The sequence below is a fragment of the Streptomyces neyagawaensis genome (genome assembly GCF_023516595.1).
Classification (GTDB): Bacteria; Actinomycetota; Actinomycetes; order Streptomycetales; family Streptomycetaceae; genus Streptomyces; species Streptomyces neyagawaensis.
In genome coordinates, this window is the sequence record NZ_JAMGBG010000025.1 from 199,669 (window position 1) to 224,667 (window position 24,999).

22 protein-coding genes are annotated in these 24,999 nt (G+C 73.1%); 12 read left to right on the forward strand and 10 right to left on the reverse strand.

Going from position 1 to position 24,999, the window contains the following annotated elements:
* Positions 1–19 precede the first annotated feature (19 nt).
* The 4 genes from M8J73_RS13560 (at position 20) to M8J73_RS13575 (ending at position 6,898) form a co-directional block, all read left to right on the forward strand.
* Positions 20–1,921, forward strand: a complete 1,902-nt coding sequence (locus M8J73_RS13560) for a protein-arginine deiminase domain-containing protein (protein ID WP_055538896.1) — start codon at positions 20–22, stop codon at positions 1,919–1,921.
* A gap of 167 nt (positions 1,922–2,088) precedes the next feature.
* Positions 2,089–2,394: a trypco2 family protein gene (locus M8J73_RS13565; RefSeq protein ID WP_055539458.1), complete on the forward strand. Its 306-nt coding sequence runs from the start codon at positions 2,089–2,091 to the stop codon at positions 2,392–2,394.
* Positions 2,395–2,418: 24 nt separating this feature from the next.
* Positions 2,419–6,414: a tetratricopeptide repeat-containing serine protease family protein gene (locus M8J73_RS13570; protein WP_055539459.1), complete on the forward strand. Its 3,996-nt coding sequence runs from the start codon at positions 2,419–2,421 to the stop codon at positions 6,412–6,414.
* Positions 6,415–6,418: 4 nt separating this feature from the next.
* Positions 6,419–6,898 carry a DUF4913 domain-containing protein gene (locus M8J73_RS13575; RefSeq protein WP_079054913.1) on the forward strand — a complete coding sequence of 160 codons (480 nt, stop codon included), beginning with the start codon at positions 6,419–6,421 and terminating at the stop codon, positions 6,896–6,898.
* Positions 6,899–6,910: 12 nt separating this feature from the next.
* On the opposite strand, the gene era is transcribed toward M8J73_RS13575, so the two are convergent.
* Positions 6,911–7,873, reverse strand: a complete 963-nt coding sequence (gene era / locus M8J73_RS13580; RefSeq protein WP_107423994.1) for a GTPase Era — start codon at positions 7,871–7,873, stop codon at positions 6,911–6,913.
* Positions 7,874–8,042: 169 nt separating this feature from the next.
* On the opposite strand from era, the gene M8J73_RS13585 reads away from it, so the two are divergent.
* Positions 8,043–9,377 carry an ammonium transporter gene (locus tag M8J73_RS13585; RefSeq protein ID WP_372503939.1) on the forward strand — a complete coding sequence of 445 codons (1,335 nt, stop codon included), beginning with the start codon at positions 8,043–8,045 and terminating at the stop codon, positions 9,375–9,377.
* Between the two features lie 3 nt (positions 9,378–9,380).
* A complete protein-coding gene (locus M8J73_RS13590; RefSeq protein ID WP_055539461.1) occupies positions 9,381–9,719 on the forward strand; it encodes a P-II family nitrogen regulator in 339 nt (112 codons plus the stop codon).
* An 80-nt stretch (positions 9,720–9,799) separates the two neighbouring features.
* Here the strand turns inward: M8J73_RS13590 and M8J73_RS13595 are convergent, their stop codons facing one another.
* The 3 genes from M8J73_RS13595 to M8J73_RS13605 form a co-directional block, all read right to left on the reverse strand.
* Positions 9,800–10,276: a hypothetical protein gene (locus M8J73_RS13595; protein WP_055539462.1), complete on the reverse strand. Its 477-nt coding sequence runs from the start codon at positions 10,274–10,276 to the stop codon at positions 9,800–9,802.
* A 399-nt stretch (positions 10,277–10,675) separates the two neighbouring features.
* Complete coding sequence (locus M8J73_RS13600; protein ID WP_055539463.1) at positions 10,676–11,029, reverse strand: cytidine deaminase-like protein; 354 nt, start codon at positions 11,027–11,029, stop codon at positions 10,676–10,678.
* Between the two features lie 38 nt (positions 11,030–11,067).
* Entirely contained in the window at positions 11,068–11,889 is an 822-nt protein-coding gene (locus M8J73_RS13605) for a helix-turn-helix transcriptional regulator (RefSeq protein ID WP_055539471.1), read from the reverse strand.
* 192 nt (positions 11,890–12,081) lie between these two features.
* Between M8J73_RS13605 and M8J73_RS13610 the strand changes: the two genes are divergently transcribed.
* The gene (locus M8J73_RS13610; RefSeq protein WP_055539464.1) at positions 12,082–13,524 is read left to right on the forward strand and encodes an MFS transporter; all 1,443 of its coding nucleotides are present in this window, start codon (positions 12,082–12,084) and stop codon (positions 13,522–13,524) included.
* On the opposite strand, the gene M8J73_RS13615 is transcribed toward M8J73_RS13610, so the two are convergent.
* The 5 genes from M8J73_RS13615 to M8J73_RS13635 form a co-directional block, all read right to left on the reverse strand.
* Entirely contained in the window at positions 13,486–13,845 is a 360-nt protein-coding gene (locus tag M8J73_RS13615) for an MmcQ/YjbR family DNA-binding protein (protein WP_055539465.1), read from the reverse strand. The two genes, M8J73_RS13610 and M8J73_RS13615, sit on opposite strands and share 39 nt — an antisense overlap.
* Positions 13,842–15,149: a hemolysin family protein gene (locus M8J73_RS13620; protein WP_055539466.1), complete on the reverse strand. Its 1,308-nt coding sequence runs from the start codon at positions 15,147–15,149 to the stop codon at positions 13,842–13,844. The genes M8J73_RS13615 and M8J73_RS13620 overlap by 4 nt, the downstream gene beginning before the upstream one ends.
* The gene (gene ybeY, locus M8J73_RS13625; protein ID WP_055516287.1) at positions 15,146–15,643 is read right to left on the reverse strand and encodes an rRNA maturation RNase YbeY; all 498 of its coding nucleotides are present in this window, start codon (positions 15,641–15,643) and stop codon (positions 15,146–15,148) included. Before ybeY ends, M8J73_RS13620 begins: the two co-directional genes overlap by 4 nt.
* Positions 15,644–15,657: 14 nt before the next feature.
* Positions 15,658–16,725, reverse strand: coding sequence for a PhoH family protein (locus M8J73_RS13630; protein WP_055539467.1), 1,068 nt, complete (start codon positions 16,723–16,725; stop codon positions 15,658–15,660).
* 146 nt (positions 16,726–16,871) lie between these two features.
* The gene (locus tag M8J73_RS13635; RefSeq protein ID WP_055539468.1) at positions 16,872–17,663 is read right to left on the reverse strand and encodes an IclR family transcriptional regulator; all 792 of its coding nucleotides are present in this window, start codon (positions 17,661–17,663) and stop codon (positions 16,872–16,874) included.
* Between the two features lie 104 nt (positions 17,664–17,767).
* Between M8J73_RS13635 and M8J73_RS13640 the strand changes: the two genes are divergently transcribed.
* The 5 genes from M8J73_RS13640 (at position 17,768) to M8J73_RS13660 (ending at position 23,901) form a co-directional block, all read left to right on the forward strand.
* Positions 17,768–18,796: a 5-dehydro-4-deoxyglucarate dehydratase gene (locus M8J73_RS13640; RefSeq protein ID WP_274757643.1), complete on the forward strand. Its 1,029-nt coding sequence runs from the start codon at positions 17,768–17,770 to the stop codon at positions 18,794–18,796.
* Positions 18,793–20,094 carry a glucarate dehydratase family protein gene (locus M8J73_RS13645; RefSeq protein WP_055542608.1) on the forward strand — a complete coding sequence of 434 codons (1,302 nt, stop codon included), beginning with the start codon at positions 18,793–18,795 and terminating at the stop codon, positions 20,092–20,094. Before M8J73_RS13640 ends, M8J73_RS13645 begins: the two co-directional genes overlap by 4 nt.
* An 81-nt stretch (positions 20,095–20,175) precedes the next feature.
* Entirely contained in the window at positions 20,176–20,970 is a 795-nt protein-coding gene (locus tag M8J73_RS13650; RefSeq protein WP_249828653.1) for a class I SAM-dependent methyltransferase, read from the forward strand.
* 416 nt (positions 20,971–21,386) lie between these two features.
* Positions 21,387–22,439 (forward strand): carbohydrate kinase family protein, encoded by a 1,053-nt coding sequence (locus M8J73_RS13655; protein WP_240501714.1) that lies wholly within the window; start codon positions 21,387–21,389, stop codon positions 22,437–22,439.
* A gap of 268 nt (positions 22,440–22,707) precedes the next feature.
* Positions 22,708–23,901 carry an MFS transporter gene (locus M8J73_RS13660; RefSeq protein ID WP_249828654.1) on the forward strand — a complete coding sequence of 398 codons (1,194 nt, stop codon included), beginning with the start codon at positions 22,708–22,710 and terminating at the stop codon, positions 23,899–23,901.
* Positions 23,902–23,961: 60 nt separating this feature from the next.
* On the opposite strand, the gene M8J73_RS13665 is transcribed toward M8J73_RS13660, so the two are convergent.
* On the reverse strand, positions 23,962–24,951 hold the full coding sequence (locus M8J73_RS13665) for an adenosine deaminase (RefSeq protein ID WP_055543375.1): 990 nt from the start codon (positions 24,949–24,951) through the stop codon (positions 23,962–23,964).
* Positions 24,952–24,999: the final 48 nt, after the last annotated feature.

The following is a 24,999-nucleotide window of genomic DNA, read 5'->3' on the forward strand; positions in this document are numbered from 1 at the left end:
CTCCGGCACCCTGCTCGCCATGCCCTCGCTCGCGGCGCCCGTCGCCTTCGCGGACGGGGCGCCGCCGACCGATCTGCGGGTGGACGCGAACCGGGACGGCCAGGTCGACGTCACCGGCACGACGGACAACGCCGGTGAGAACGGCTGGACGGTCGGCCGCGGCGCGCTGATGCTGCCCAACATCGACGACGACACCAAGCGCTGCCCCACCAAGACGTCCAACGGCAAGCCGCTGTCCGACGCGAAGCTGGCCGCCTGCAACGACGCCTCCGACACCAAGGTGAACGGCACCGCCGACGCCGCCGACCTGGCGCGGATCCGCTCCGTGCCGATGACGAGCCTGCCGGCCGGCGCGCAGGGCACGGTGAAGGTGACCGCCGGCGCCGACAAGGCGCGCGTCTTCCTGAAGCGCGCCGACAAGTGGGTGCCGGTCACCGCGAAGACCCGGCTGACGCGTGCCGAGCTGCGGGCGGGCGTGGAGTTCGGCGTCGAGGCGCGGGACGTCATCCGGGACACCGCCAAGTGGGACGGCACCGCCCGGATCCGGCTGACCGTGAAGTCCTCCGCGGGCACGTCCTCCGACACGGTGACCCTGCGGGTGGCGCCGGTCCTCACCCACCACCACCTGCAGAACACCCAGCAGCTGATGGTCACCAAGATCGCCGGCACCGAGGGCTACGCGAAGCGCAACCGCATCTTCCGCGAGGGTCTGGACAAGGAGGCGCGGGCCGCCGGCATCACCAAGCCGACGATCAACTTCACCAAGTACGAGGACATCTGGGCGCAGGACTTCGTGGAGCCCGGCTACGTCAGCATGACCGGCACGGACGGGCGGCGGCAGGTCATGCGCGTGATGCTGCGCTCGGCGCAGATGGACCGCGAGGCGGGCCGGGAGCTGTTCGAGAAGCTGCGCGGCCCGAACGTCGGCGCCGTCCAGGTGACCGGCGCCCGCCCCTCCGAGGAGTGGACGCTCAACTCCATGGGCAACGTGGAGACCATCCCGCCCTACGCCCACGGCGACCGTTCCTTCCCGGCGGGCCGGATCATCATGGGGCACCGCCCCGACAGCGGCTCCAAGCCGGCCAAGGTGATGCGGACGTTCCTGAAGTCGCAGGGCCTTCAGGACCCGCTGTTCCTGGACACCTCCTGGCTGCACGTGGGCCACGTCGACGAGTTCGTGCAGTTCCTGCCCGCCGACACCCCGCGCGGCTGGAAGCTCGCCGTCGCGGACCCCGAGGCGGGCCTGAAGCTGCTGCGCGACGCCAAGGCCGCCGGGCACGGCTCGAAGCGGATGTTCTCGCTGCCGGTCGGCCCGACCGAGACGATCAACCAGGCCCTCGCCTCCAAGACGCTGGTCTCCGACAACAACCTCGCCACGCGCCGCATCGAGGCCAACCTCGCGATCCTGAAGCGCGAGACGGGCGTGACGGACGCCGAGGTCGTGCGTGTCCCGGCGCTGTTCACCCAGGGTCGGGAGCAGCAGGGCGAGTCGGGTGACGAGAAGCTCCGCCTGCCCCGGCTGAGCCGCCTCGGCGCGGGCGCCGAACTCCCCGACGTGGCCCGCGACCACGGCCAGCAGCGGATGCTCGACCGGGCCGTGCCGGGCAGCGCCGCCCCGTCCGCGAACGGCGCCGTGGGCAGCCCCGCCGCCCCCGCGCCCTCGGTCATGACCAGTGCGTACGTCCCCGGTGCCGTCAACGGCATCGTCCTCAGCCGCACCCACTATCTGGCGCCGCGCCAGTGGGGCCCCGTCATCGGCGGCAAGGACATCTTCACGGAGGCGGTGACGGCCGCGTACACCGCCGCCGGCATGAAGGTGTCGTACATCGACGACTGGGAGACGTACCACCAGGGCATGGGCGAGATCCACTGCGGTACGAACACCCTGCGCGACGCGTCGGCCGCCTGGTGGACGCGCTAGCGGACCCCGCGCATCCGGTCTGAACGTGCCGTCACCCCCCGGCCGCCGGGGGGTGACGGCACGTTCGTGTTCCGGCCCCGGCCGGTGAAGTGGGTTGCCGACGGGGGCTCCTGATGCGGGGTCACTAGGATGGGCGCGCACGGTGACGGGGTGACGGAGGGCGGGTCATGGCGAGCGGTGGTCGGGACGAGGACTGGCTGGACCTGGCCGATGCCGTCGAGGTGCTGCGGACGCAGCTGGCGGAGGCGCAGCGGCGCGGGCAGGGGTCCCCGCTGCGGTTCGTGGTGGGAGAGATCACCGCGGAGTTCGAGGTGGAGCTGGTGCGGACCCGTAACGGCGGCGGGGCGCTGCGGTTCGGTGTCGTGGAGGCCGACGCCCGCAGGGAGCGCTCGTCCCGGTCGGTGCAGCGGGTGACCCTGACGTTGAAGCCCGAGCAGCACGGCGGCGACGTCGCCGTGGGCGACGTCGAGTAGGCCGGGGCGCGCGGGGGCTGAACGGTGGAGGAGACGCAGGTCGTCCAGGTCCGCTCCGGCGCGGGCTTCGGCAGCGGCTATCTCGTCGCGCCCCGGCTGGTGCTGACCGCCGCGCACCTGGTGCCCCCGGAGGCGGACGGCGCCATCACGGTGTCCCTGCCCGGTGGGACGGAGCGCCCGGTGGTGGTGCGGTGGCGGCGGGACGACGGGGAGACCGTGGACGCCGCGCTGCTGGAGATCCCCGCCGACGACGGGCGGTGGTCGCCGCCGAGCACGCTGCGCGGGGCCTTCGGCCGCCGCCCGCAGCGCTGGGGCCGGTGCGTCACCGTCGGCACGGAGATCCCGGTCGCCGCCCTGGGCTTCCCCCGCCAGCAGCGGACCGCGGCCGGCCGCCGGGACCGGGAGGTGCTGATCGGCCGGGTACGCCCGCACGCCGGCCCGCCCCACGAGATCATCGACGACGCGGGCACCCTCCGGGCGGACCTGTCGGGCCTCGACGGTACGACCGCCGCGCGCACCACCTCGTGGTCCGGGATGTCGGGCGCGGCCGTCTTCGCCGACGGCGGGGCCCTGCTGCTCGGGGTGGTGCAGCACGACCGCCGGCCCGGCCAGGGCACCCGGCTGACGTACACGCGCAGCGAGGATTTGCTGGCCTTCGACGGGTTCCGGGCGGTGGTGCGGCAGGCGACCTCCGTCGACCCGCAGGCCGAACCCGCCGAGCTGGCCCGGCTGTTGGAGCAGGCGCCGCCCAAGCGGGAGATCGGCTCGCCCAGCATGCTGCTGCGGGCCGACGCCGAGGTCGTGTCGTTCCACGGCAGGGAGGACACCCTCGAACAGCTGGAGCGGTGGTGTCTTACGGACTCGGGCGGTTTCCCCGCCGTCCGTGTGATCACCGCCCCCGGCGGTCAGGGCAAGACCCGGCTGGCCCGGCGGCTGACGGCCCGTATGCGGGACCTGGGCTGGGTGGCGGGGCAGGTGGTCCACGACCCGCCCGACCTCGATGTGCTGCGCGGTGTCCGGCATCCGCTGCTGCTGGTCGTCGACTACGCCGAGACCCGGCCCGAGCTGGTCAGGCAGCTGCGGCAGCGCACCGAGCAGGCCCGGCACCCGGTGCGGCTGCTGCTGCTCGCCCGTTCCCTGGGCACCTGGCAGACCCGGGCCGCCCGCGGTCTGCGCGAGATCCGGCTGCACGCGCTCAGCCCCGCCGCCCCCGACCGCGAACACGCCTTCCGTACGGCGGCCCGTGACCTGTCCCGCCGGCTGGCCGAGGCCACCGGCGACCCGGACGTCGACTGGGCCGGGCTCGCCGAGACCCTCCCGGCCCGCCGCGCCACGGCGGCCCCGGGCGCCGAGACGGCGCTGACCGTGCAGATGGCGGCCCTCGCGGCGCTGCTGCGCCGGGTCCGGCTCCCCTCGCAGGACGGGGAGGGCCTGGAGGCGGAGCTGCTGGAGCACGAGACGAAGTACTGGCACGAGAGTGCCGACCGCCGGGGGCTCGGCCGGCTCGGCGACGGGCTGCTCGCCCGGGCGGTGGCGGCGGCCGTCCTGTGCCCCGCGCTCGGGGAGGCGGAGGCGCACGCGACCGTGGCGCGGCTGCTGCCCGCAGAGTCGCCGCTGCTGATCGCCGAGGTCGCCGCCTGGCTGCGCGATCTGTACCCGTCGGCCGACGACCGCTACTGGGGCCAGCTGGAGCCCGACCGGCTGGCGGAGACGCACGCGTGCGAGCAGATCCTCCTCGACCCCCGGCTGCTCGGGCTGCTGTTCGACCGGGCGCCGGACCACCAGCGGGCGCAGACCCTCACCGTGCTGGCCCGTGCGGCCGTGGCCCACGCCAACGCGGGCCGCGCCGAGGAGGCGTACACCGTCATCGGCCGGCTGCGGGAGACGTTGCGCTCGGTGCCCGCCGACGCGCCGCTGACCGCGGCCGTGCTGCGCGCGCACTCGGACACCCTGCCCGAACAGTCCCATGTGCTGCGGGAGTACGCCCTCGACGTCGCTCGCGCGCTGAGCGGGCTGTGCGGGGCCGCCGGGGACGATCCGCGGGCCCTGCGCGACCGGGCGTGGGCGCTGCACAACCTGGCGGAACGACAGTCGGCCGTCGGCGGCTGGGGCGAGGCCCGGGAGGCGGCCGCCGCGGCGGCGGAGCTGCGGGAGCGGCTCGCGGCCGACGGGACGGCGACCCACCGCACGGAGTGGGCCGACTCGCTGCTGATGCTCTCCCAGGCCCTGCGGATGACGGGGAGCCCCGCGCGGGCGCACGACGTCGGCGGCCGGGCACTGGACCTGTTCCGCACGCTCGCGCAGGAGGCGGAGGAGGCGGACAAAGCCGATGAAGCGGGCGGCCAGGAGGGCGGTGAGGAGGTCGAGCGACGCGGGAGCGGACTCGTGCGGGCCCTCATCCACCAGTCCCAGGTGGTCTGGCGGCTCGACCCGAGCGCGCTCGGCTTCGACCAGGTCGCCCGGTCCGACGACCACAGCGCCGAGGCCGTCCGCCGGGCCCGGGACCTGGTGGCGCGGCGGCCCGATCTCGACCCGCTGCTGCTCACCCGGGCGCTGACGGAGCGGGGCGCGAGCCTGTGGCGCTTCCAGCGGCATCCGGAGGCGGTGTCGCTCAGCGAGGAGGCGGTCGAGGCGTCCCGCCGGCTGGCGGACGAGAACCCCGACGCGTACACCGCCGACCTCGCGCGCGCCCTGATGAGCCTCGCCGTCGACCTGGACTCCGCCGGACGCCCGCACACCGAGTGCATGGCGCTGCTGCGCGAGGCCATCGGTCTGATGCGTCCTCTGGCCGAGGAGCTTCCCGCCGTCCACCGGGCCACCCTGGCGCAGATGCTGCACAACCTGGCCTGGGAACACCACCTGGTGGGTGACGACACCGCCGCGCGGGCCTGTGTCGACGAGGCGATCGAGCACCGCCGGGCGCTGGTGCGGGAGCCGTACGGGACGGCGATGCCGGCCCTCGCCCAGTCGCTCGGCACCCTCGCCACGTTTCTCTCCCGCGCCGGCGACCACGGGGCGGCGGCGGAGTGCGCGCGGGAGGCCCTGGAGGTCTACGCGCGCGCCGAACCGCTCAGCGCCGGCGACCTGAACTCGCGGTCCGGCACGGCTCTGGGGCTGGCCCGTTCCTACGACGTCCTGGGCCGCCCCGCCGACGCGCTCGACGCGCTGAACGAGGGGCTCGCCGTCCGGCGGCGGCTGAGCGAGTACGCTCCGGGCCTCTATACCGAGGGCTACGCCAACGCGCTCCACGACCTGTCCGACCTGTACTGGCGCCACGACCGGCAGATCGCCGTACGGATCGTGCTGCGCCAGGCGCTGCCGCACTACCGGCGGCTGGCCCGGGTCGACGAGGGCGCGCGCCGGGGGCTGGCGGAGTGTCTGCACGACCTCGGCTCCAGCTACGGGACGTCCTGGGCGCTGGCCGACCGGGCGGTGACCGCGCTGCGCGAGGCGTACCGGCTGCGGGTGGAGCTGGCGGCCGCCGATCCGGCCCAGGAGGAGCAACTGGCCATGACGTGCGCGGCGTTGTGCCGGGCCCTGCTGAAGGCGTGCGTCTTCCCCGAGGCCGTGCGGGTCGCGGAGCACGAGGTGCGGCTGCGGCGCGGGTTCCTCGCCGCGGACCCGGACGGCCAGGAGTGGCCCCACTGCTTCGCCCTGCTGCGGCTGGCCAACAGCCGGGCGAGGGCGGGCGAGGACGCGGCGGCCTGGCGGACCGCGCGGGAGGCGGAGGAGGCGTGCGCGGCGCTGCTCGCGCGCTCCGATCAGCCGCCGGAGGACGCCGCGTGGCTGCTGCACGGGCTGGGCGAGACGCTGAGCCTGTGCGGGCGTCACGACGTACGGCGGGCCGCCCGGGCGCTGCGGCCGGCCCGGCGGGCCCTGCGCCTCTACCGGGGCGTGGTGGCGGGGGACCCGAGCAAGCAGAACGGGCTCAGGTGGATCGTCGAGGGGCTGGTCAGGGCCCTGGAGCGGGTCGGCCACCATGCGGAGGCCGTCGACGTACGGCTGCGAAGAGGAGTGTGACGCGATGACATCACCGTCGGCCGACACCGGGCGGGAGGAGTTCCAGGAGGAGTTCCCGGAGGAGTCCGTCGAGGACATCCGGCGGGACGAGGAGAGCGCCGCCCGGCCGGCGGAGCTGTTCTACGGCAATGTCGGCGAGTTCGTCACGGACCGCTTCGTGTACTTCGTCTCCCGGCCGGCTCCGGGCTCCGGTCGGGTGTGGTGTCCCGAGTGGTACCGGCACCCCGAGGCGCTGTCCCGGCTGGACGCGCTGTGGCGGGCCTGGGAGGCGCTGCGCTGGGACGCCGGACTTGGTCTGTCCAACTGGTGGGTCCACCACTTCGACCCGACGGTACGGGCCCTGCTCGACCCCGTGACCGGCCCCTTCGCCCAGTGCGCGGACGGCCACAGCGCCCCGGAGCCGCTCCTCGTGGAGACGCCCCCGGCCACGCTGTTCGACGACCAGCGTCTGCCGACGTCGAGGAACCCGTTCGCCCTGGACTGACGGGCGGGTGGGTCAGAAGCCGAGGCGGCGCAGCTGCTTGGGGTCCCGCTGCCAGTCCTTGGCGACCTTCACATGGAGGTCCAGGAAGACCGGGGTGCCGAGCAGCGCCTCGATCTGCTTGCGCGACTTGATGCCGACGTCCTTCAGGCGCTTGCCCTTGGGGCCGATGATGATGCCCTTCTGGCTGGGGCGCTCGATGTAGACGAAGGCGTGGATGTCGAGGAGGGGCTTGTCGGCGGGGCGGCCCTCGCGGGGCAGCATCTCCTCGACGACGACGGCGATGGAGTGCGGCAGCTCGTCGCGGACGCCCTCCAGCGCGGCCTCCCGGATGAGCTCGGCGATCATGACCTGCTCGGGCTCGTCGGTGAGGTCGCCCTCGGGGTAGAGGGCCGGGCCCTCCGGCAGGAGGGGGACGATCAGGTCGGCCAGCAGGTCCACCTGCTTGTCGCCGACGGCCGACACCGGGACGATCTCGGCCCACTCGAAGCCCAGCTCCTTGCCGAGCTGGTCGATCGCGATGAGCTGCTCGGCGAGCGTCTTGCTGTCCACGAGGTCGGTCTTGGTGACGATCGCGATCTTCGGCGTCTTCTTGATGGACGCCAGCTCCTTCGCGATGAACCGGTCACCGGGGCCGAGCTTCTCGTTCGCCGGGAGGCAGAAGCCGATCACGTCGACCTCGGCCCACGTGGTGCGGACGACGTCGTTGAGGCGCTCCCCCAGCAGCGTGCGCGGCTTGTGGAGGCCCGGGGTGTCGACGAGGATCAGCTGGGCGTCCGGCCGGTGCACGATGCCGCGGACGGTGTGCCGCGTCGTCTGCGGCTGGTTCGCCGTGATCGCCACCTTCTGGCCGACCAGAGCGTTCGTGAGGGTGGACTTGCCCGCGTTGGGGCGGCCCACGAAGCAGGCGAAACCGGCACGGTGGGCGGCCTCGGCCGGCTGCTCGGATGACTGGGTACGAACGCTCATGGCGCCCATTCTCCCTGATCCCCGGAGCCGCCCCGTACCGGACGTGTCCGGTGAGCTTTCCGAAACCCTCACGCAACGAAACGTCACGGAAACACACCCGTACGCGACCGGAAACGAGGGGCGGTGAATCTCTGACGAGCCCCGCACCCGTATCCGCTGGAGAAAGGCCGTGACGACCGTGACCCTGGCCGCGCCCCTCGCCGCGCCCCTGGCCGCGAAAGGCATCGACACCGGCGACACCGCCTGGCTGCTCGCCGCCACCGCGCTCGTACTGCTGATGACCCCGGGCCTGGCCCTCTTCTACGGCGGCATGGTCAGGACGAAGAGCGTCCTCAACATGCTGATGATGAGCTTCGTGTCGATCGCCCTGGTCACCGTGGTGTGGCTGGCGGCCGGGTACACGCTCGCGTTCGGCGACGACGCCTTCGGCGGCCTCATCGGGAACCTCGACCACCTCGGCATGGCGGGCATCGGGCCGGACAGCGTCCAGGGCACCGTGCCCACCGTGCTGTTCGCCACCTTCCAGCTGACCTTCGCGATCATCACGGCCGCCCTGATCAGCGGCGCCGTCGCGGACCGGGCGAAGTTCGGGGCGTGGCTGGTCTTCGTACCGGTGTGGGCGCTGCTCGTATACGTTCCGGTCACCCACTGGGTGTGGGGTCCCGGCGGCTGGATCGTGAGCGACCTCGGCGCCCTGGACTATGCGGGCGGTCTGCCGGTGGAGATCACCTCCGGCGCCTCGGGCCTCGCCCTGTGCCTGGTCCTCGGTCCCCGCCTGGGCTTCAAGAAGGACGCCATGCGCCCGCACAACCTGCCGATGGTCGTGCTGGGCGCGGGTCTGCTGTGGTTCGGCTGGTTCGGCTTCAACGCCGGCTCCGCCCTCGGCGCGAACGGTATGGCCGCCGCCGTGTTCCTCAACACCCTCGCCGCCGGCTGCACCGGCCTGCTGGGCTGGCTGTTCGTGGAGCAGCGACGCGACGGCCACCCGACGACGCTGGGCGCGGCCTCCGGCGCCGTCGCGGGTCTCGTCGCGATCACCCCGTCCTGCGGCTCGGTGTCGCTGCTCGGCGCGCTGGTCATCGGCCTCGCCGCCGGTGTCGTGTGCAGTTACGCGGTGAGCTGGAAGTTCAGGCTGAACTACGACGACTCCCTCGACGTCGTCGGCGTCCACCTGGTCGGCGGGATCATCGGCACGGTGCTCATCGGTGTCTTCGCCGTCGAGTCGATGACCGGCGGCCCCGAGGGCCTGCTGCACGGCGGCGGGCTCGGCCAGCTGGGCAGGCAGCTGGTGGCCGTGGTCGCCGTCGGGGCGTACGCGTTCCTCGTGACGTACGGCGTCGGCAGGCTGATCGACAGGCTGCTGGGCTTCCGCGCGGACGAGGAGCACGAGCACACCGGCCTCGACCTTACGGTCCACGCCGAGACGGCATACGATCACGGCGTCCTGGGCCACGGCGCCCCGGTCACCGCGTCCGTCCCGTCCATTTCCTCCACGCAGAAGGCCAAGGCTTAAGGCATGAAGCTCATCACCGCGATCGTCAAGCCGTACCGCCTCGACGAGGTCAAGACCGCCCTCCAGGAGATGGGCGTGAACGGTCTGACCGTCAGCGAGGCCAGCGGCTACGGGCGCCAGCGCGGCCACACCGAGGTCTACCGCGGCGCCGAGTACCAGGTCGACCTGGTCCCCAAGGTGCGGATCGAGGTCGTCGTCGACGACGCGGACTCCGAGGCCGTGATCGAGGCGATCGTGAAGGCCGCGCAGACCGGCAAGATCGGCGACGGCAAGGTGTGGGCGCTGCCCGTCGAGACGGTGGTGCGGGTCCGCACGGGCGAGCGGGGCCCGGACGCGCTCTGACGCGCGGGGCCGAGAGCGAGGCCGAGGGGTGGTGCCGCCGGACGGGCGGCACCACCCCTCGGCCGTTCACGTTCCGCGGATCAGTCGAACACGAACGGGCCGGGCGACTGCGGTCCGCTCGCCGTGCAGCTCACGGGGAAGCCGAAGACGACCATCCGCAGGGAGCCGCCGTACGCCTCCAGGCTGTCGCCGGGGGCGACGGTGCCGGTGAGCGGGCCGACGACCATGCCGTCGCCGGCGGCCATCGCCGGGTTCTCGGTGCCGGTGAAGGAGGTGGTGCCGCCGCCCGCCTTCACGAAGGTGAGCGTGGACTGGATGGAGTCCTCGGCGAAGGCGATCGGTGCGGTGATCCCCGAGGAGGAGAGGGTCACGGTGGCGGACGTGCCGTTCTGGGTGGCCGTGAGGGTGGCCGCGCCGGAGCCGCCGATCGCGCAGCTGGCATTGATCGTCGCGGACTGCGGGGTGACGGCCGCGGCGCTGGGGGCGAGAGCGAGGCCGGTGACGGCGAGCGTCCCCGCGGCGAACGCCGCGCCGACTCCGAGTCGTATGCGTCTCATCGAGCGATTTCCCTTCCCTTGCACGGGAGTTGCACGGGGCTTGGGGACAGCCCCGTACGGCCCGGTACGGGCATTGCCATGTGGGGGCGGAACAACGCGCGGCCGCGCGGCGGAATCTGACGGTCCGCCAGAGGAACGGCTCCATTGAGACGCGCGGCGCCCGAGATTGCAAGAGAAGCTCTGCCGGTCGCGCCCGGGGTCGACGAAAGTGGCCGAAGCCCTACGTCGGTTGCATGCTCAACCACTGCGGGAGGGACGCACACGCGGGCGTTTGGTCCCGTCCCGCGTGGGATGTCGACGGCCGGAACCGGATGTCCACTCGCCCACGCGTGGAACTCACGCCGACCCGGACGACTGTTACCGGCCGTAACGCTTGAGTGGGAGCGGCCCCGGCGGGGCTCAGCCCGCCGTCACCGTCGCCCGTACCGTGCCGTCCGGACCAGCCAGCAGCACCGGGGTTCCCGCGCCGCCGAGGTCGCGCACGGCGGCACGGTCCTCGTCGGAGACGGCGTCGGAGTCGCTCACCACGGCCGCCGCCTCCAGGGACTTCGCGCCGGAGGCCACCGCCATGGCGACGGCGGTGCGCAGCGCGCTGAGCCGCAGGGAGTCCAGGGCGACGGTTCCGGCGACGTACGTCCGGCCCGTCTCGTCGCGTACGGCCGCGCCCTCGGGCACGCCGTTGCGGGCCCGCGCGGAACGGGCCAGGGTGACGATCTTGCGGTCCTCGGGGTCGAGCGCGCTGCTGTCGGTCATGATCCGAGCATACGTAGCCGCGCGGCCGGCACCCACGCTCACCCCGCCACCGGGTACAGGGCCCCGCGCCTGCCCTCCGGCGAGACCAGCCGCTCCAGCTTGGCCGCGGTGTCCGCCTCGTCCAGCGGGGTGTGGAGCACGATGGTCAGATCGGGCCGGGCCGGCATCTTCATCACACTGGACTCCAGGCAGAGCAGCCCGAGCACCGGATGGTCCAGCTCCTTGCGGATCTGCCCGGCGTCCTCGATGTCCCGCCGCTCCCACAGGGCCGCGAACTCGGGGCTCACCGCCATGACCCGGGCCAGCAGCTCCCGCAGCCCCTCGTCGTCGGGCGTCGCCGAGCACGCCGCCCGGAACTGGGCGACGACCGAGCAGGCGTTCGCCTCCCAACTCCGGGAGCGGGAGCGGTACATCGGGTCGGTGAAGAAGTCCATCAGGCAGTTCTGGGTGACACCGGGGCGCACCCCGAGGACGAGGGCGGCCGCGTCGTTGTGGAGGACGCTGTTGTAGTACCGGTCCATGATGTGCGCCGGGTACGGCATCCACGCGTCCAGCATGCGCCGCAGCCCGTCGCACATGTCGCGGCGCTCGGGCTCCGGTTCGGGGACGGGCGGGTTGAGCCCGGCGAGGAGGTACAGGTGCCGCCGTTCGGCGCCGCTGAGCCGCAGCACCCGGGCGACGGCGTCGAGGACCTGCGGGGAGACGGAGATGTCCCGTCCCTGCTCCAGCCACTGGTACCAGGAGGCGCCCACGCCCGCGAGGACGGCGACCTCCTCACGGCGCAGACCGGGCGTACGACGCCGGGCCCCGCCGTCGGGCAGCCCGGCGTCGGCCGGGGAGACCCGGGCCCGCCTGCTCATCAGGAACTCACGCAGTTCGGTGCGGCGGTGCGTCCTGCCCGCCGCGGTCCCCGCGACCGCTGCCACGTGTCCGACTCCCCCGGTTCGACGGCATGCCGGCGGCCACCCCGCCGCCGGCCGACGGGTGGTGGTGCCACCACCAGGACAACTGCCCGCTCCCCATGGCTATTCCGGCCGCCGCACTGTCTTCCCATGGCAATCGACACCAAGTCCCCGGCCGCCGCCCCCGGCGGACGCACCGCCCTGTCCCCACGCGACCGTCTCGTCCTGTTCGTCCTGTGCGCCGCCCAGTTCATGGTCGCGCTCGACTTCTCCGTCCTGAACGTGGCGCTGCCCGTCCTCGGCCCCGACCTCGGCATGAGCCCGTCGGCGCTCCAGTGGGCGGTGACGGCGTTCGCGCTGCCCTCCGGCGGTTTCCTGCTCCTCTTCGGCCGGGTCGGCGACCTGTACGGCCGACGCCGGCTGTTCCTCGCCGGGCTGGCCCTGTTCGGCGCGGCCTCGGTGCTGGCGACGTTCGCCTGGGACCCGGCGTCGTTCCTGGCGGGCCGCGCGCTCCAGGGCCTCGGCGCCGCGGCGATCGTGCCGACGGGCATGTCGCTGCTGACGACCACGTTCCCGGAGGGGCCGGCCCGTGACCGCGCCCTCGGTGTCTCGGGCACCGTGCTGTCGCTGGGCTTCACCTTCGGGATGGTGGCCGGCGGGGTGATGACCGACGCGCTCGGCTGGCGCTCCACGATGGGTCTGCTCGCCGTCTTCGCACTGCTGGTGCTGCCGCTGGCCCCCGGTCTGCTGCCCGAGTCCCGCACCCCGGAGCGCCCGCGGCTGGACGTGCCCGGCGCGATCACGGTCACCGGTGGTCTGCTCGCCGTCATCTACGCCCTGTCCACCGCGGCGGAGCGCGGCTTCGGCGGCGCCGACGTGATCGGCACACTCGTCGTGGGTCTCGCCCTGCTGGTGGCCTTCGTCCGCGTCGAGTCCCGTGCGAAGGAGCCGCTGGTGTCCCTGCCGATGCTGCGGCGCCGGACGGTGGCGTGGGGCAACCTGGGCGGTCTCGTCACCTTCTCGATGATGTCGACGGTGGTCTTCGTCCTGACGCTCTACCTCCAGGAGACCCTGCGGCTGTCGGCGTTCGAGACGGGCCTGGTCTTCGGCACCCAGGGGCTGCTGTCGGCGGTGGCCGGCACCTACGCCCCCCGCGTCATCGGCCGCTTCGGCGCCCGCCGCACCCTGGTCGCCTCCCTGGCCGGCCAGGGCGTGCTGACCGCCGCCCTGCTGGGGATCGGCGAGGCCGGCTGGTCGGTGTGGCTCGCGGTGGCCGCGGTCTCCCTGGCGAGCATGTGCCACCTGGGCGCGATCATCTCCTACGGCCTGACCGTGACCTCCGGTGTCCCCGACCACGAACAGGGCCTCGCCACCGGCCTGGTGACCTCCACCCAGCAGGTCGGTATCACCGTCGGCATCCCGCTCCTCGGTGTCCTCGCCACCACCTCGGGCGATCTGCTCGCCGGGGTCCACCTGGTGCTCGCCCTGGACACGGCGATCGTCCTGGCGGCGGCGGTCCTGGTCGCGGTGGGTCTGCGCGTGGGGCGCGGCGCGTCAGGGGCGGTCGAGGCGCAGCCGCTCGGCTCGCGGTAGCCCGGCCACGACCAGGTCGTACGAGTCCTCGATGAGCTCCCGGACAACGGCGTCCGGGAGATCGCCGTCGACCGTCACCGTGTTCCAGTGGCGCTTGTTCATGTGGTAGCCGGGGGCGATCAGACCGGGGTGCTCGCCGCGCAGCCGGACCGCGTCCTCGGGGTCGCACTTGAGGTTGACCTTCAGGGGCCGCTGCTCCGTCCAGCTCAGCGCGAACATCTTGCCGAGGACCTTGAAGACGGAGATCTCCGGACGGAACGGGAAGTCCTCGACGGCCTCGTCGAAGGACAGGCAGAAGGCGCGCAGCTCGTCGGGGGTCATTCCGCCTTGGCCTCCTCCTCCGCCGGCTCGACCGGGCCGATCGGCTCCACCAGCACCGTGACGATCTTGTTCCGGCGGCCGGCCGCGGCCTCCGCGGTGAGCCGCAGTTCCCGCCCGTCGGGCAGTTCCACGACCGAGGAGGCGCCGGCGATGGGCACCCGCCCCAGCGCCTTGGCGAGGAGACCACCGACGGTCTCCACGTCCTCGTCGTCGTAGGCGTCGAGGCCGTACAGCTCACCGAGGTCGGTGATGTCGAGGCGGGCGGTGACCCGGTGGCGGTCGTCGCCGAGCTCCTCCACCGGGGGCAGCTCCCGGTCGTACTCGTCGGTGATCTCGCCGACGATCTCCTCCAGGATGTCCTCGATGGTGACGATGCCGGCGGTGCCGCCGTACTCGTCGATGACGACGGCGACGTGATTGCGTTCCTGCTGCATCTCGCGGAGCAGGTCGCCGGCGTTCTTGGTGTCGGGGACGAAGACCGCGGGGCGCATGGCGGTGGAGACCAGTTCGTTCTCGGCGTCGCGGTTGATGTGCGTCCTACGGGCCATGTCCTTGAGGTAGACCACGCCGACGATGTCGTCCTCGCTCTCCCCGGTGACGGGGATGCGGGAGAAACCGGACCGCAGGGCGAGGGTGAGCGCCTGGCGGATCGTCTTGTACCGCTCGATGACGACGAGGTCGGTGCGCGGGACCATCACCTCGCGGACGAGGGTGTCGCCGAGTTCGAACACCGAGTGCACCATGCGGCGCTCCTCGGCCTCGATCAGTGACTCCTGCTCGGCGAGGTCGACCATTGCGCGCAGCTCCGCCTCGGAGGCGAAGGGGCCGCGGCGGAAGCCCTTGCCGGGGGTGAGCGCGTTGCCGATGAGGATCAGCAGGGCCGGGACGGGGCCCATGATCCGGGCCAGCGGCAGCAGCACGTACGCCGCGGCCGTGGCCGTGTTCAGGGGGTGCTGGCGGCCGATGGTGCGCGGGGAGACGCCGACGGCGACATAGGAGACGAGGACCATGACGCCGATGGCGACGGCCAGCGCCTGCCAGGTCTCGTCGAACTCCTTCAAGCACGCGTACGTGACGAGGGCCGCGGCGGCCATCTCGCACGCCACGCGCACCAGGAGCGCGACGTTCAGATAGCGGGTCGGGTCGGCCGTGACCTGGGCGAGCTTGGCGCTGCCGCGCCGCCCGGACCGTACGGCCTCCTCGGCCCGGAAGCTGGAGACCCGGGCGAGGCCCGCCTCCGCGCAGGCGGCGAGCCAGGCGACGACGACCAGGGCGACGGCACCGCTGACGAGGGATGCGCTCATGACACGGTCGGGGCCGGGGACGGGCCGGTGAGGCCCTTCTCCGCGCGCCAGCCGTCCACGATGGCCGCCTGGAGACCGAACATCTCGGCCTTCTCGTCGGGCTCCTCGTGGTCGTAGCCGAGGAGGTGCAGCACTCCGTGGACGGTCAGGAGCTGGAGCTCCTCGTCCATGGAGTGCTGTGTGGCCGCTTCCTTGCCCTGTTTCTCGGCGACCTCGGGGCACAGCACGATGTCCCCGAGGAGGCCCTGCGGCGGCTCGTCGTCGTCCTTCGACGGCGGACGCAGCTCGTCCATGGGAAAGGACATGACATCCGTGGGGCCGGGCAGGTCCATCCACTGGATGTGCAGCTGCTCCATGGCGTCGGCGTCCACGACGATCACCGACAGTTCGGAGAGCGGGTGGATGCGCATCCGCGCGAGTGCGTAGCGGGCGATGTCGAGGATCGCCTGCTCGTCGACCTCGGTTCCGGACTCGTTGTTGACGTCGATCGACATGGCGCTGTGCTTGTCTACTTCCCCTTGTGCCCGGCCCTGCCGCGGCTCTTGTGGGAGCCGTTCTGGGTGCCGTGCTGGCTGTCGTACTGCTCGTACGCGTCGACGATACGGCCGACGAGCTTGTGCCGGACGACATCCTGCGACGACAGCCGGGAGAAGTGCACGTCCTCGACGCCGTCCAGGATGTCCTGGACCTGGCGCAGACCGGACTTCGTGCCGTCCGGCAGGTCGACCTGCGTCACGTCACCCGTGATCACGATCTTCGAGTCGAAGCCGAGGCGGGTGAGGAACATCTTCATCTGCTCGGGCGAGGTGTTCTGGGCCTCGTCGAGGATGATGAAGGCGTCGTTGAGCGTACGGCCGCGCATGTACGCCAGGGGCGCGACCTCGATGGTCCCGGCGGCCATGAGCCTCGGGATCGAGTCGGGGTCGAGCATGTCGTGCAGCGCGTCGTACAGCGGGCGCAGGTAGGGGTCGATCTTCTCGTAGAGGGTGCCCGGCAGGAAGCCGAGCCGCTCGCCGGCCTCGACGGCGGGGCGGGTCAGGATGATGCGGTTGACCTGCTTGGACTGCAGGGCCTGTACGGCCTTGGCCATCGCCAGGTAGGTCTTGCCGGTGCCGGCGGGGCCGATGCCGAAGACGATGGTGTGCTTGTCGATCGCGTCGACGTACCGCTTCTGGTTGAGCGTCTTGGGGCGGATGGTGCGGCCGCGCGAGGACAGGATGTTCTGCGTGAGCACCTCGGCCGGGGTCTCCTGGCCGTCGCCCTTGCCGTTCTCACTCGCCCTCAGCATGGCGATCGAGCGTTCCACTGCGTCCTCCGTCATCGGCTGTCCGGTGCGGAGCACCAGCATCATCTCGTCGAACAGGCGCTGGACGAGAGCGACTTCCGGGGCGTCGCCGACCGCGCTGATCTCATTGCCCCGGACGTGGATGTCGACCGCCGGGAAGGCCTTCTCGATCACGCGCAGGAGGGAGTCGCCGGAACCCAGCACGGTCACCATGGGGTGCGCCGCGGGGACGGTGAACTGCGCTCTCGCCTTGTCCTGCGCGGGGGTGTGAGCTGTGGGTGTCTGCGTCATGGGCCGGCTCTGGGGCCGCACGTCCTCCTTGTAACGGCTCGCAGGCCCTGTACGGGGGCTGCGCTTGCGATTCAAGGGTACGCCGGGGCACCGACAACACCGTAGGAGTTTTCGACGGCGCGGATGAGCTTCGGGGGCTCGATGGCTCAGCGCCAGAGCGGGGCGCCCGCCGTGCCCCCGGTCGCGGCCTCGATCTTGGCTCTGGTCTCCGTCATCACCCGCACGATGCGGTCCTCGTGGGCCGGGGTCAGGCGGGTGGTCGGCACCGAGCAGCTGATGGCGTCGCGGGCCGGGGTGTCGTAGCGCAGGGTGAAGCCGAACCCGACGATGCCGGGGACGCCCTCCTCGCGGTCGACGGAGTGGCCGCGGGCGCGGGTGGCGGCAAGGTCGGCGACAAGGGAGGCGCGGGTGGTGCGGGTGCGGGGGGTGAGCGCCTCGTACGGGCCCTCGGGCAGCTCCTCGTCGGGGCGCTCGGCGAGGAGGGCCTTGCCGAGGGCACCGGCGTGGGCGGGGAGGCGGCGGCCGACGCGGCTGATCGTGCGCAGGTACTCGTGGGACTCGCGGGTGGCCAGGTAGGCCACGTCCATGCCGTCGAGGCGGGCCAGGTGGATGGTCTCGCCGAGCGCCTCGGACGCCTCGTCGAGGTACGGCCGTACGGCGCGCACACGCGGGTCGGAGTCGAGATAGCCGGTGCCGGTGAGCAGGGCGCGGATGCCGATGCCGTAGAGGGAGCCGGTGGTGTCGGTGCGGACCCAGCCCCGGCCGATCAGCGTCTGGAGCAGCGCGTACATCGAGCTGCGCGGGACCCCCAGCGCGTCCGCCAGTTCCTGGAGCCGGGCCGGTCGGTCGCCGCGCGCGGCCAGCAGTTCCAGCAGGTCGAGGGTGCGCGCGGCCGATTTCACCTCACGGACGCCCCCCGCGCCCTCTGTCTCCGCCATGCGCCGATCGTATGCGGCACGCCCTGCCCATTGACGCCCGTCATTCATATATCTAACCTCCATCCCCATACATGGAGAGCGTCTACATAGGGAGATGACGTTCAGTGGGCCTCGACTCGGACCTCCGCGCGGCCACGGTCCGGCGGCTGCGCGACGGCATGGCGAACGGCGTCCTGTCGTTCCCGCTCACCAGCTTCCGCGCCGACGGCTCCCTCGACCTCGACGGCTTCGCCACGTACCTCGACGGGCAGGTCGCGACCGGCCCCGGCGCGGTCTTCCCCGCCTGCGGCACGGGCGAGTTCTTCTCCCTGGACGAGGACGAGTACCGGCAGGCCGTGACCGCCGCCGTGGAGGTGACGGCCGGGCGGGTGCCGGTGGTGGCCGGGATCGGCTACGGGTGGGCGCAGGCCGTGCGGTTCGCGCGGATCGCCGAGGAGGCCGGCGCCGACGCGCTGCTGGTGCTGCCGCATTACCTGGTGGCCGCCCCGCAGGACGGGCTGGTCGGGCAGGTGGAGGAGATCGCCGCGCGGACCCGGCTGCCGCTCGTCGTCTACCAGCGCGACCAGGTCTCCTTCACCGCGGAGTCGCTCCGCCGGATCGCCCGCGTCCCGAACGTCGTCGGCCTGAAGGACGGGCACAGCGACCTCGACCGGCTCCAGCGCCTCACTCTCGCCGCCCCCGAGGGCTTCCTCTTCTTCAACGGCGCCGCGACCGCCGAGGTGCAGGCCCGCGCGTACGCCACGGTCGGTGTCCCGGCGTACTCCTCCGCCGTCCACGCCTTCGCGCCCGAGATCGCCGGGGCGTTCTTCGGCGCGTTGCGGCGCGGCGACGACCCGGCGGTGGAGAGGCTGCTGCGTGCGTTCTACGTCCCCCTCGTCGAGCTGCGGGACCGGTGTCCCGGGTACGCGGTGTCGCTGGTGAAGGCGGCCGCCCGGCTGCGCGGCCGTCCCGTCGGCCCGGTCCGCGCCCCGCTCACCGACCCCTCGGCCGCCGATCTCGCCGACCTGGAACGGCTGCTGGCCACCGGCCTCGCCCTCGCCGCGGACCTCGCCACCACGACACCCGCCGCCCCCACCGACGCGGTGCCCGGCGGCACCGCGCCCGCCGCCCCCACCGTAGGAGCCGCTCTGTGACCGCCGTCCGCGATCTGACCGTCGCCGAGGTCCGGCTGACCCCGATCCTGGTCGCCGACCCCCCGCTGCTGAACACCCAGGGCGTGCACCAGCCGTACACGCCCCGGCTGATCGTGGAGGTCGTGACCGCCGACGGGACCACGGGCGTCGGCGAGACGTACGGCGACACGAAGTACCTGGAGCTGGCGCGGCCGTTCGCGACGCGGCTTGTGGGCCGCTCGGTCGACGATCTGAACGGCCTGTTCGGCGTCGCCGACGAGGTCGCGGTCGACGCCTCACGGACCTCCGGTCAGGTGGACGTGGGTGGCCTGCGCGGGGTGCAGACCGCCGACAAGCTGCGGCTCTCGGTCGTCTCCGCGTTCGAGGTGGCCTGCCTGGACGCCCTCGGCAAGGCGCTGGGCCTGCCGGTGCACGCCCTGCTCGGCGGCAAGGTCCGGGACACGGTGGAGTACAGCGCGTACCTGTTCTACAAGTGGGCCGACCATCCCGAGGGCGTCCCCTGCGAGAAGGACGACTGGGGCGCGGCCCTCGACCCGGCCGGGGTGGTGGAGCAGGCCCGGAGGTTCACCGAGCGCTACGGCTTCACGTCCTTCAAGCTCAAGGGCGGTGTCTTCCCGCCGGACGAGGAGATCGCCGCGGTCCGCGCCCTCGCGGAGGCGTTCCCCGGCCGACCGCTGCGGCTCGACCCCAACGGGGCCTGGTCCGTGGAGACCTCCGTGCGGGTCGCGGACGCCCTGGCCGACGTCCTCGAATACCTGGAGGACCCGGCGCTGGGCACGCCCGCCATGGCCGAGGTCGCGGCGCACACGCCGGTGCCGCTCGCCACCAACATGTGCGTGACGACGTTCGCCGAGATCAAGGAGGCGTTCACGAAGGACGCCGTCCAGGTCGTCCTGTCGGACCACCACTACTGGGGCGGTCTGCGCAACACCCGTGAGCTGGCCGCGATCTGCCGTGCCTTCGGCGTCGGCGTCTCCATGCACTCCAACACCCACCTCGGCATCAGTCTCGCCGCGATGACCCATGTGGCGTCCACGGTGCCGAACCTCCACCACGCCTGCGACTCCCACTACCCCTGGCAGTCCGAGGACGTCCTCACCGAGCGCCTCACCTTCCAGAACGGCACCGTACGGGTGTCCGACGCGCCGGGCCTGGGCGTCGAACTGGACCGCGCCCGGCTGGCCCTCCTCCACGAGCGGTGGCTGGCCGACGACGGCTCCCTCCACGACCGTGACGACGAGGCGGCGATGCGGGTGGCGGACCCGGCCTGGAGCACACCGTCGGTGCCGCGCTGGTGAACGGCCCCACCGCCCGCCGACGGGCGCCGGAGGACCGCGTGTCCCCGGTCCGCGTCGGCCCGGCGGGGCCATCGTGGAGGCATGGACGACAAGCGTGGCGACGTGTGGGCGGCCGGTGACGCCTACGAGCGGTACATGGGCCGGTGGAGCCGTCCGGTCGCGGAGCGGTTCACGACGTGGCTCGGCCTCCCGGACGGCGCGCGGTGGCTGGACGTGGGGTGCGGCACCGGAGCGCTGACCGCGACGGTGGCGGCCCGCTGCCGACCGCGCACCGTGGTGGGGCTGGACCGGTCCGCCGGGTTCGTGGCCTCGGCCCGTGCCGCGGTACCCGCGCCCGCGCACTTCGTGGTGGCCGACGCGGTGGCGCCGCCGGTGCGCGACGGGGTGTTCGACGCGGTGGTCAGCGGGCTGGCGCTCAACTTCCTCCCCGCGCCGGGCGCGGCGGTCGCCGCGTGGGCCCGGCTGGTGCGGCCCGGAGGCCTGATCGCGGCGTACGTGTGGGACTACGCGGAGGGCATGGAGTTCCTACGACGGTTCTGGGACACCGCGGTCACGCTGGACCCGTCGGCAGCCCCGCTGGACGAGGGCCGCCGCTTCCCGGTCTGCCGCCCGGAACCCCTGCGCGCGCTGTGGACGGAGGCGGGGCTGACCGAGGTGGCGGTCACCCCGATCGAGGTCCCCACGGTCTTCACCGGCTTCGCGGACTTCTGGCAGCCGTTCCTGGCCGGCCAGGGCCCCGCCCCCGGCTACGTCACAGCCCTCACCCCACCCGCCCGCGACCGCCTGCACGACACGCTCACCAGAGCCGTCCCCGCCCACCCGGACGGCTCGATCACCCTGACCGCCCGGGCCTGGGCGATCAAAGGCCGACGGTGAAACCCCCGCCCGCCAAGGGGCGCGGGGAACTGCGCGACAAGCCACACACCACCCGCACCCGCCGACGAAGGGCGCACCCCCGCTCGGTAAAGGGGCGCGGGGAACTGCGCGACAAGCCACACACCACCCGCACCCGCCCAGAAAGCGCGCCCCCACCCCCTCACAGCGCCTGGGCAGTGAAAGACCGACACGAAACCCCCGCCCCGCAAGGGGCGCGAGGAACTGCGCGACCAACCCCCACCACCCGCACCCGCCAACGAAGCACACCCCCCGCCCCCTCACGCGCCCCACCCCACCCAGCGGAGCGTTTTGGTGCAGACTGGCCAGATCCACGCACCACCGCCAGGGAGCACACCGTGACCGCGTTCAAAGGGGAGCGTCCACACCACCGGCCCCAGACCGACCCGCTGTCGGCCATGAGGACCCCGGACGACCCGCCCTGGGACGTGTATCTGACCGGCACCGTCTTCCTCGACATCATCTTCACCGGCCTCGACTCCGCCCCGGTCCGCGGCACCGAGTCCTGGGCCCGCGGCATGGGCTCCAGCCCCGGCGGCGTGGCGAACATGGCCACGGCGCTGGCCCGGCTCGGCCTGCGGACCTCCCTCGCCGCGGCCTTCGGCGACGACCACTACGGCGAGTACTGCTGGGACGCCCTGGAGCAGGGCGAGGGCATCGACCTGTCCGCCTCCCGCACCGTCCCAGGCTGGCACTCCCCGGTCACCGTCTCCATGGCGTACGAGGGCGAACGCACGATGGTCTCGCACGGCCACGCCGCCCCCGCGGAGGAGTCCGCGCCGGAGTGCCCGCCGTTCGCGCGCGCCGCCGTCGCCTCCCTCGCGCCCGGCGTGCGTGCCCCCTGGATCGCGCAGGCCTCGCGCAAGGGCACCCGGATCTTCGCGGACGTCGGTTGGGACGAGACCGGCGCCTGGGATCTGGCGGGGCTGCCCGACCTCGCCCACTGCGAGGCGTTCCTGCCGAACGCGGAGGAGGCCATGCGGTACACCCGCGCCGACTGCCCCCGCGCCGCCGCCCGCGCCCTCACGGAGCACGTCCCGGTGGCGGTGGTGACGCTCGGCGCGGAGGGCGCGTACGCGGTGGACGGCCGTACCGGCGAGACCGCGGAGGTGCCGGCGATCGCGGTGGAGGCCCTCGACCCCACGGGCGCCGGCGATGTGTTCGTGGCCGGTTTCGTCACCGGCACCCTCGCGGACTGGCCCCTGGCGGACCGGCTGGCCTTCGCCGGGCTGACCGCCGCCCTGTCGGTCCAGGAGTTCGGCGGGTCACTGTCGGCGCCCGGCTGGTCCGAGATCGCCGCGTGGTGGCGCCGGGTGCGGTCCCTCGACGTCCAGGACCCCGCCGCCCTGCGCCGCTACGCCTTCCTGGAGGACTTCCTCCCCGAGGGGCCCGTGGCCCCCTGGCCGCTGCGCCGCGCGGTCCCCACCATCGGCTTCCGCCGCTCGGCCTGAAGTGAACTTCCCTGCGGCCTGAAGTGAACTCCCCTGCGCGGAAGGGCGGTTGAGAACCCCTCCGCGCAGCCGGGGCGTCTGTGACTACCCCGCCGCACACGCCCCAAACACAACGTGATTCACATCACACGCTTTGCGTTTCTTCCGTGCTCCGCGACCTTGATACAAATTCTCCGCGCGTCCCTGTCCGTCGACAGCCGCCCAATTCCCTTGCCGGGCCGCGGTCGTCGGGGTCCGGAGCCGCACCCTCGCACGTCCAGGAACGCCCGTGTCCCCCCGCACCCCCACCCTGCCCTGGCCCCTCGTCGCCCTTTTCACGGCCGGGTACCTCGCCGCGTACCTCCTGCCGACCACCGTCGGCCGGCTCGACGCGGGCCTCCCCCTCACCGCCACCGAGGCCGGCGCCGTCGGCAGCGCCCTGCTCCTGGGTTCGGCCACGGCCGGCTTCACGCTCGCCGCGCAGGTGGAGCGGTTCGGCCCCCGCCGCCTCGCCCGCGTCGGCCTGCTGCTCGCGGCCGCCGGCTACGGCACCGCCGCCCTCACCACCAGCCTCCCCGCGGTCGTCGCGGGAGCGGTCCTCGGCGGCTTCGGCTCGGGCACGGCGACCGCCGTGGCCGCCGCCGGCATCGCCGCGCAGCGGGACCCCCACCGGGTGTCCACGACGGGTCTGCTGGGTGTCTCGGCGCTGGCCGGCGCCCTCTATCTGACGATCCCCCAGCTGGGCCCCGGCCATGGCGTGCCGCTCGCCGCCCTCGCCGTCACGGCCCTGCTCACCCTGCCGGTGACCGGCCGTCTCACCACCGCCGTGGCCGCCGCCCCCACCGGCGGGGAACGCGGCCCGCTCCCCCACCGCCGCTCGGGGCTGGTCCTCGCCGCGACCCTCCTGATGTGGTCCCTCGCGCAGAACTCCCTGTGGGGCGTGAGCGGCCGCATCGGCACCACCCAGGCCGGGCTCACCGAGGTCACCGTCGGCGCGGTCTTCGCGGCGGCCCTCGGCGCGGGCCTGCTCGGGGTGATCGGCGCGGGTGCGCTGGGCGCGCGGCTGGGCCGGGCGCTGCCCATCGGCGGCGGCACCGCGCTCATCGCGGGCTGTATCGCGCTGAGCGCCTCGGCGACCGACCTGACCAGCTTCGCCACGGGCGAGATCGCCTGGAACGTGCTCTACCCGGTCGTGCTGTCGTATCTGATCGGTCTCGCCGCCTCGCTCGACCCGCGCGGCCGCTGGGCCGTCCTCGTCGGCTCCGCGTCCTCGCTCGGCACGGCCGCCGGCCCCCTCACCGGCAGTCTGCTCTCCGCGCACGCCGGTTTCCCGGCGATGGGCGCGATCCTGGCCGTGGGCCTGCTCCTGATCGCCGCCCCCATGACGGCCGTGGCCCTGCGCACCACGACCGCCACGACCGAGCACGCCCGCTACCGGGACCGGTCGGCCACCGAGCAGCCGGAGTACCGCCCGGCGGCCTGACCGCGGTCGGGTTCGGCGCCCGTCGCCCGTCACCCGTCGCCCCGTCAGAACTGGCAGGCGTCAGAACTCGTACGCGTCGACCTCGGCGAGATACCGGGCCCGCCGCTCCTCGTCGTCCTCCAGGAAGGAGGCGGTGAAGGAGTTGCGGGCCAGCTCGCGCAGCCGCTCCTCGCTCAGGCCGAGGGTGCGGTGGACGGCGTCGAAGTTGTCGCCGACGTAGCCGCCGAAGTAGGCGGGGTCGTCGGAGTTGACCGTGCAGAGCAGTCCCGCGTCGAGCATGGCGGGCAGGGGGTGGTCGGCGAGGGTGTCGACGGTCCGCAGCCGGACGTTGGACAGCGGACACAGCGTCAGCGGGATCCGCTCGCGCACGAGCCGCTCGACGAGCGCCGGGTCCTCCATGCAGCGCAGCCCGTGGTCGACCCGCTCGACACCGAGCACGTCCAGGGCCTCGGCGATGTACTCCGGCGGCCCCTCCTCACCCGCGTGCGCGACCCGCCGCAGCCCGAGCCGGGCAGCGGCCTCGTACACCTCGCGGAACTTGACCGGCGGGTGTCCGACCTCGGCGGAGTCGAGTCCGATGCCGGTGATCCGGTCGAGGTACGGGTGGGCGGCCTGAAGGGTCTCCATGGCGGAGGCGGCGGACTCGTCGCGCAGGAAGCACATGATGAGCCGGGTGGAGATCCCGTGGGTCTCCTCGCTCTTCTCCAGCGCCCGCCACAGCCCCTCGACGACGGTGCCCATGGCCACCCCGCGGGCGGTGTGCGCCTGCGGATCGAAGAACATCTCCACGTGCCGTACGCCCTGCGCCGCGGCCCGGGTGAGATAGGCGTCGGCGAGGTCCGCGAAGTCCCGCTCGGTGCGGAGCACGGCCATCAGCTCGTAGTACAGGTTCAGGAACGACTGGAGGTCCTCGAACCGGTACGCCTCGCGGAGCGCGTCCGTGTCGGCGTACGGCAGGGTCACCCCGTTCCGCGCGGCCAGCTCGAACGCCAGCTCCGGCTCCAGGGTTCCTTCGATGTGCAGGTGCAGTTCAGCTTTGGGGAGGGACATCAAAGCATGATACGTCCGGCATGCCGCGATTTCGCATCCGCACGGCCG

What these genes read in the sequence shown, in the direction of transcription:
- M8J73_RS13560 (WP_055538896.1), top strand. Translation starts at nt 20, where the DNA reads ATGCCCTCGCTCGCGGCGCCCGTCGCCTTCGCGGACGGGGCGCCGCCG.
- M8J73_RS13565 (WP_055539458.1), top strand. Translation starts at nt 2,089, where the DNA reads ATGGCGAGCGGTGGTCGGGACGAGGACTGGCTGGACCTGGCCGATGCC.
- M8J73_RS13575 (WP_079054913.1), top strand. Translation starts at nt 6,419, where the DNA reads ATGACATCACCGTCGGCCGACACCGGGCGGGAGGAGTTCCAGGAGGAG.
- era (WP_107423994.1), bottom strand. Translation starts at nt 7,873, where the DNA reads ATGGGCGCCATGAGCGTTCGTACCCAGTCATCCGAGCAGCCGGCCGAG.
- M8J73_RS13590 (WP_055539461.1), top strand. Translation starts at nt 9,381, where the DNA reads ATGAAGCTCATCACCGCGATCGTCAAGCCGTACCGCCTCGACGAGGTC.
- M8J73_RS13595 (WP_055539462.1), bottom strand. Translation starts at nt 10,276, where the DNA reads ATGAGACGCATACGACTCGGAGTCGGCGCGGCGTTCGCCGCGGGGACG.
- M8J73_RS13600 (WP_055539463.1), bottom strand. Translation starts at nt 11,029, where the DNA reads ATGACCGACAGCAGCGCGCTCGACCCCGAGGACCGCAAGATCGTCACC.
- M8J73_RS13605 (WP_055539471.1), bottom strand. Translation starts at nt 11,889, where the DNA reads ATGAGCAGGCGGGCCCGGGTCTCCCCGGCCGACGCCGGGCTGCCCGAC.
- M8J73_RS13610 (WP_055539464.1), top strand. Translation starts at nt 12,082, where the DNA reads ATGGCAATCGACACCAAGTCCCCGGCCGCCGCCCCCGGCGGACGCACC.
- M8J73_RS13615 (WP_055539465.1), bottom strand. Translation starts at nt 13,845, where the DNA reads ATGACCCCCGACGAGCTGCGCGCCTTCTGCCTGTCCTTCGACGAGGCC.
- M8J73_RS13620 (WP_055539466.1), bottom strand. Translation starts at nt 15,149, where the DNA reads ATGAGCGCATCCCTCGTCAGCGGTGCCGTCGCCCTGGTCGTCGTCGCC.
- ybeY (WP_055516287.1), bottom strand. Translation starts at nt 15,643, where the DNA reads ATGTCGATCGACGTCAACAACGAGTCCGGAACCGAGGTCGACGAGCAG.
- M8J73_RS13630 (WP_055539467.1), bottom strand. Translation starts at nt 16,725, where the DNA reads ATGACGCAGACACCCACAGCTCACACCCCCGCGCAGGACAAGGCGAGA.
- M8J73_RS13635 (WP_055539468.1), bottom strand. Translation starts at nt 17,663, where the DNA reads ATGGCGGAGACAGAGGGCGCGGGGGGCGTCCGTGAGGTGAAATCGGCC.
- M8J73_RS13650 (WP_249828653.1), top strand. Translation starts at nt 20,176, where the DNA reads ATGGACGACAAGCGTGGCGACGTGTGGGCGGCCGGTGACGCCTACGAG.
- M8J73_RS13655 (WP_240501714.1), top strand. Translation starts at nt 21,387, where the DNA reads ATGAGGACCCCGGACGACCCGCCCTGGGACGTGTATCTGACCGGCACC.
- M8J73_RS13665 (WP_055543375.1), bottom strand. Translation starts at nt 24,951, where the DNA reads ATGTCCCTCCCCAAAGCTGAACTGCACCTGCACATCGAAGGAACCCTG.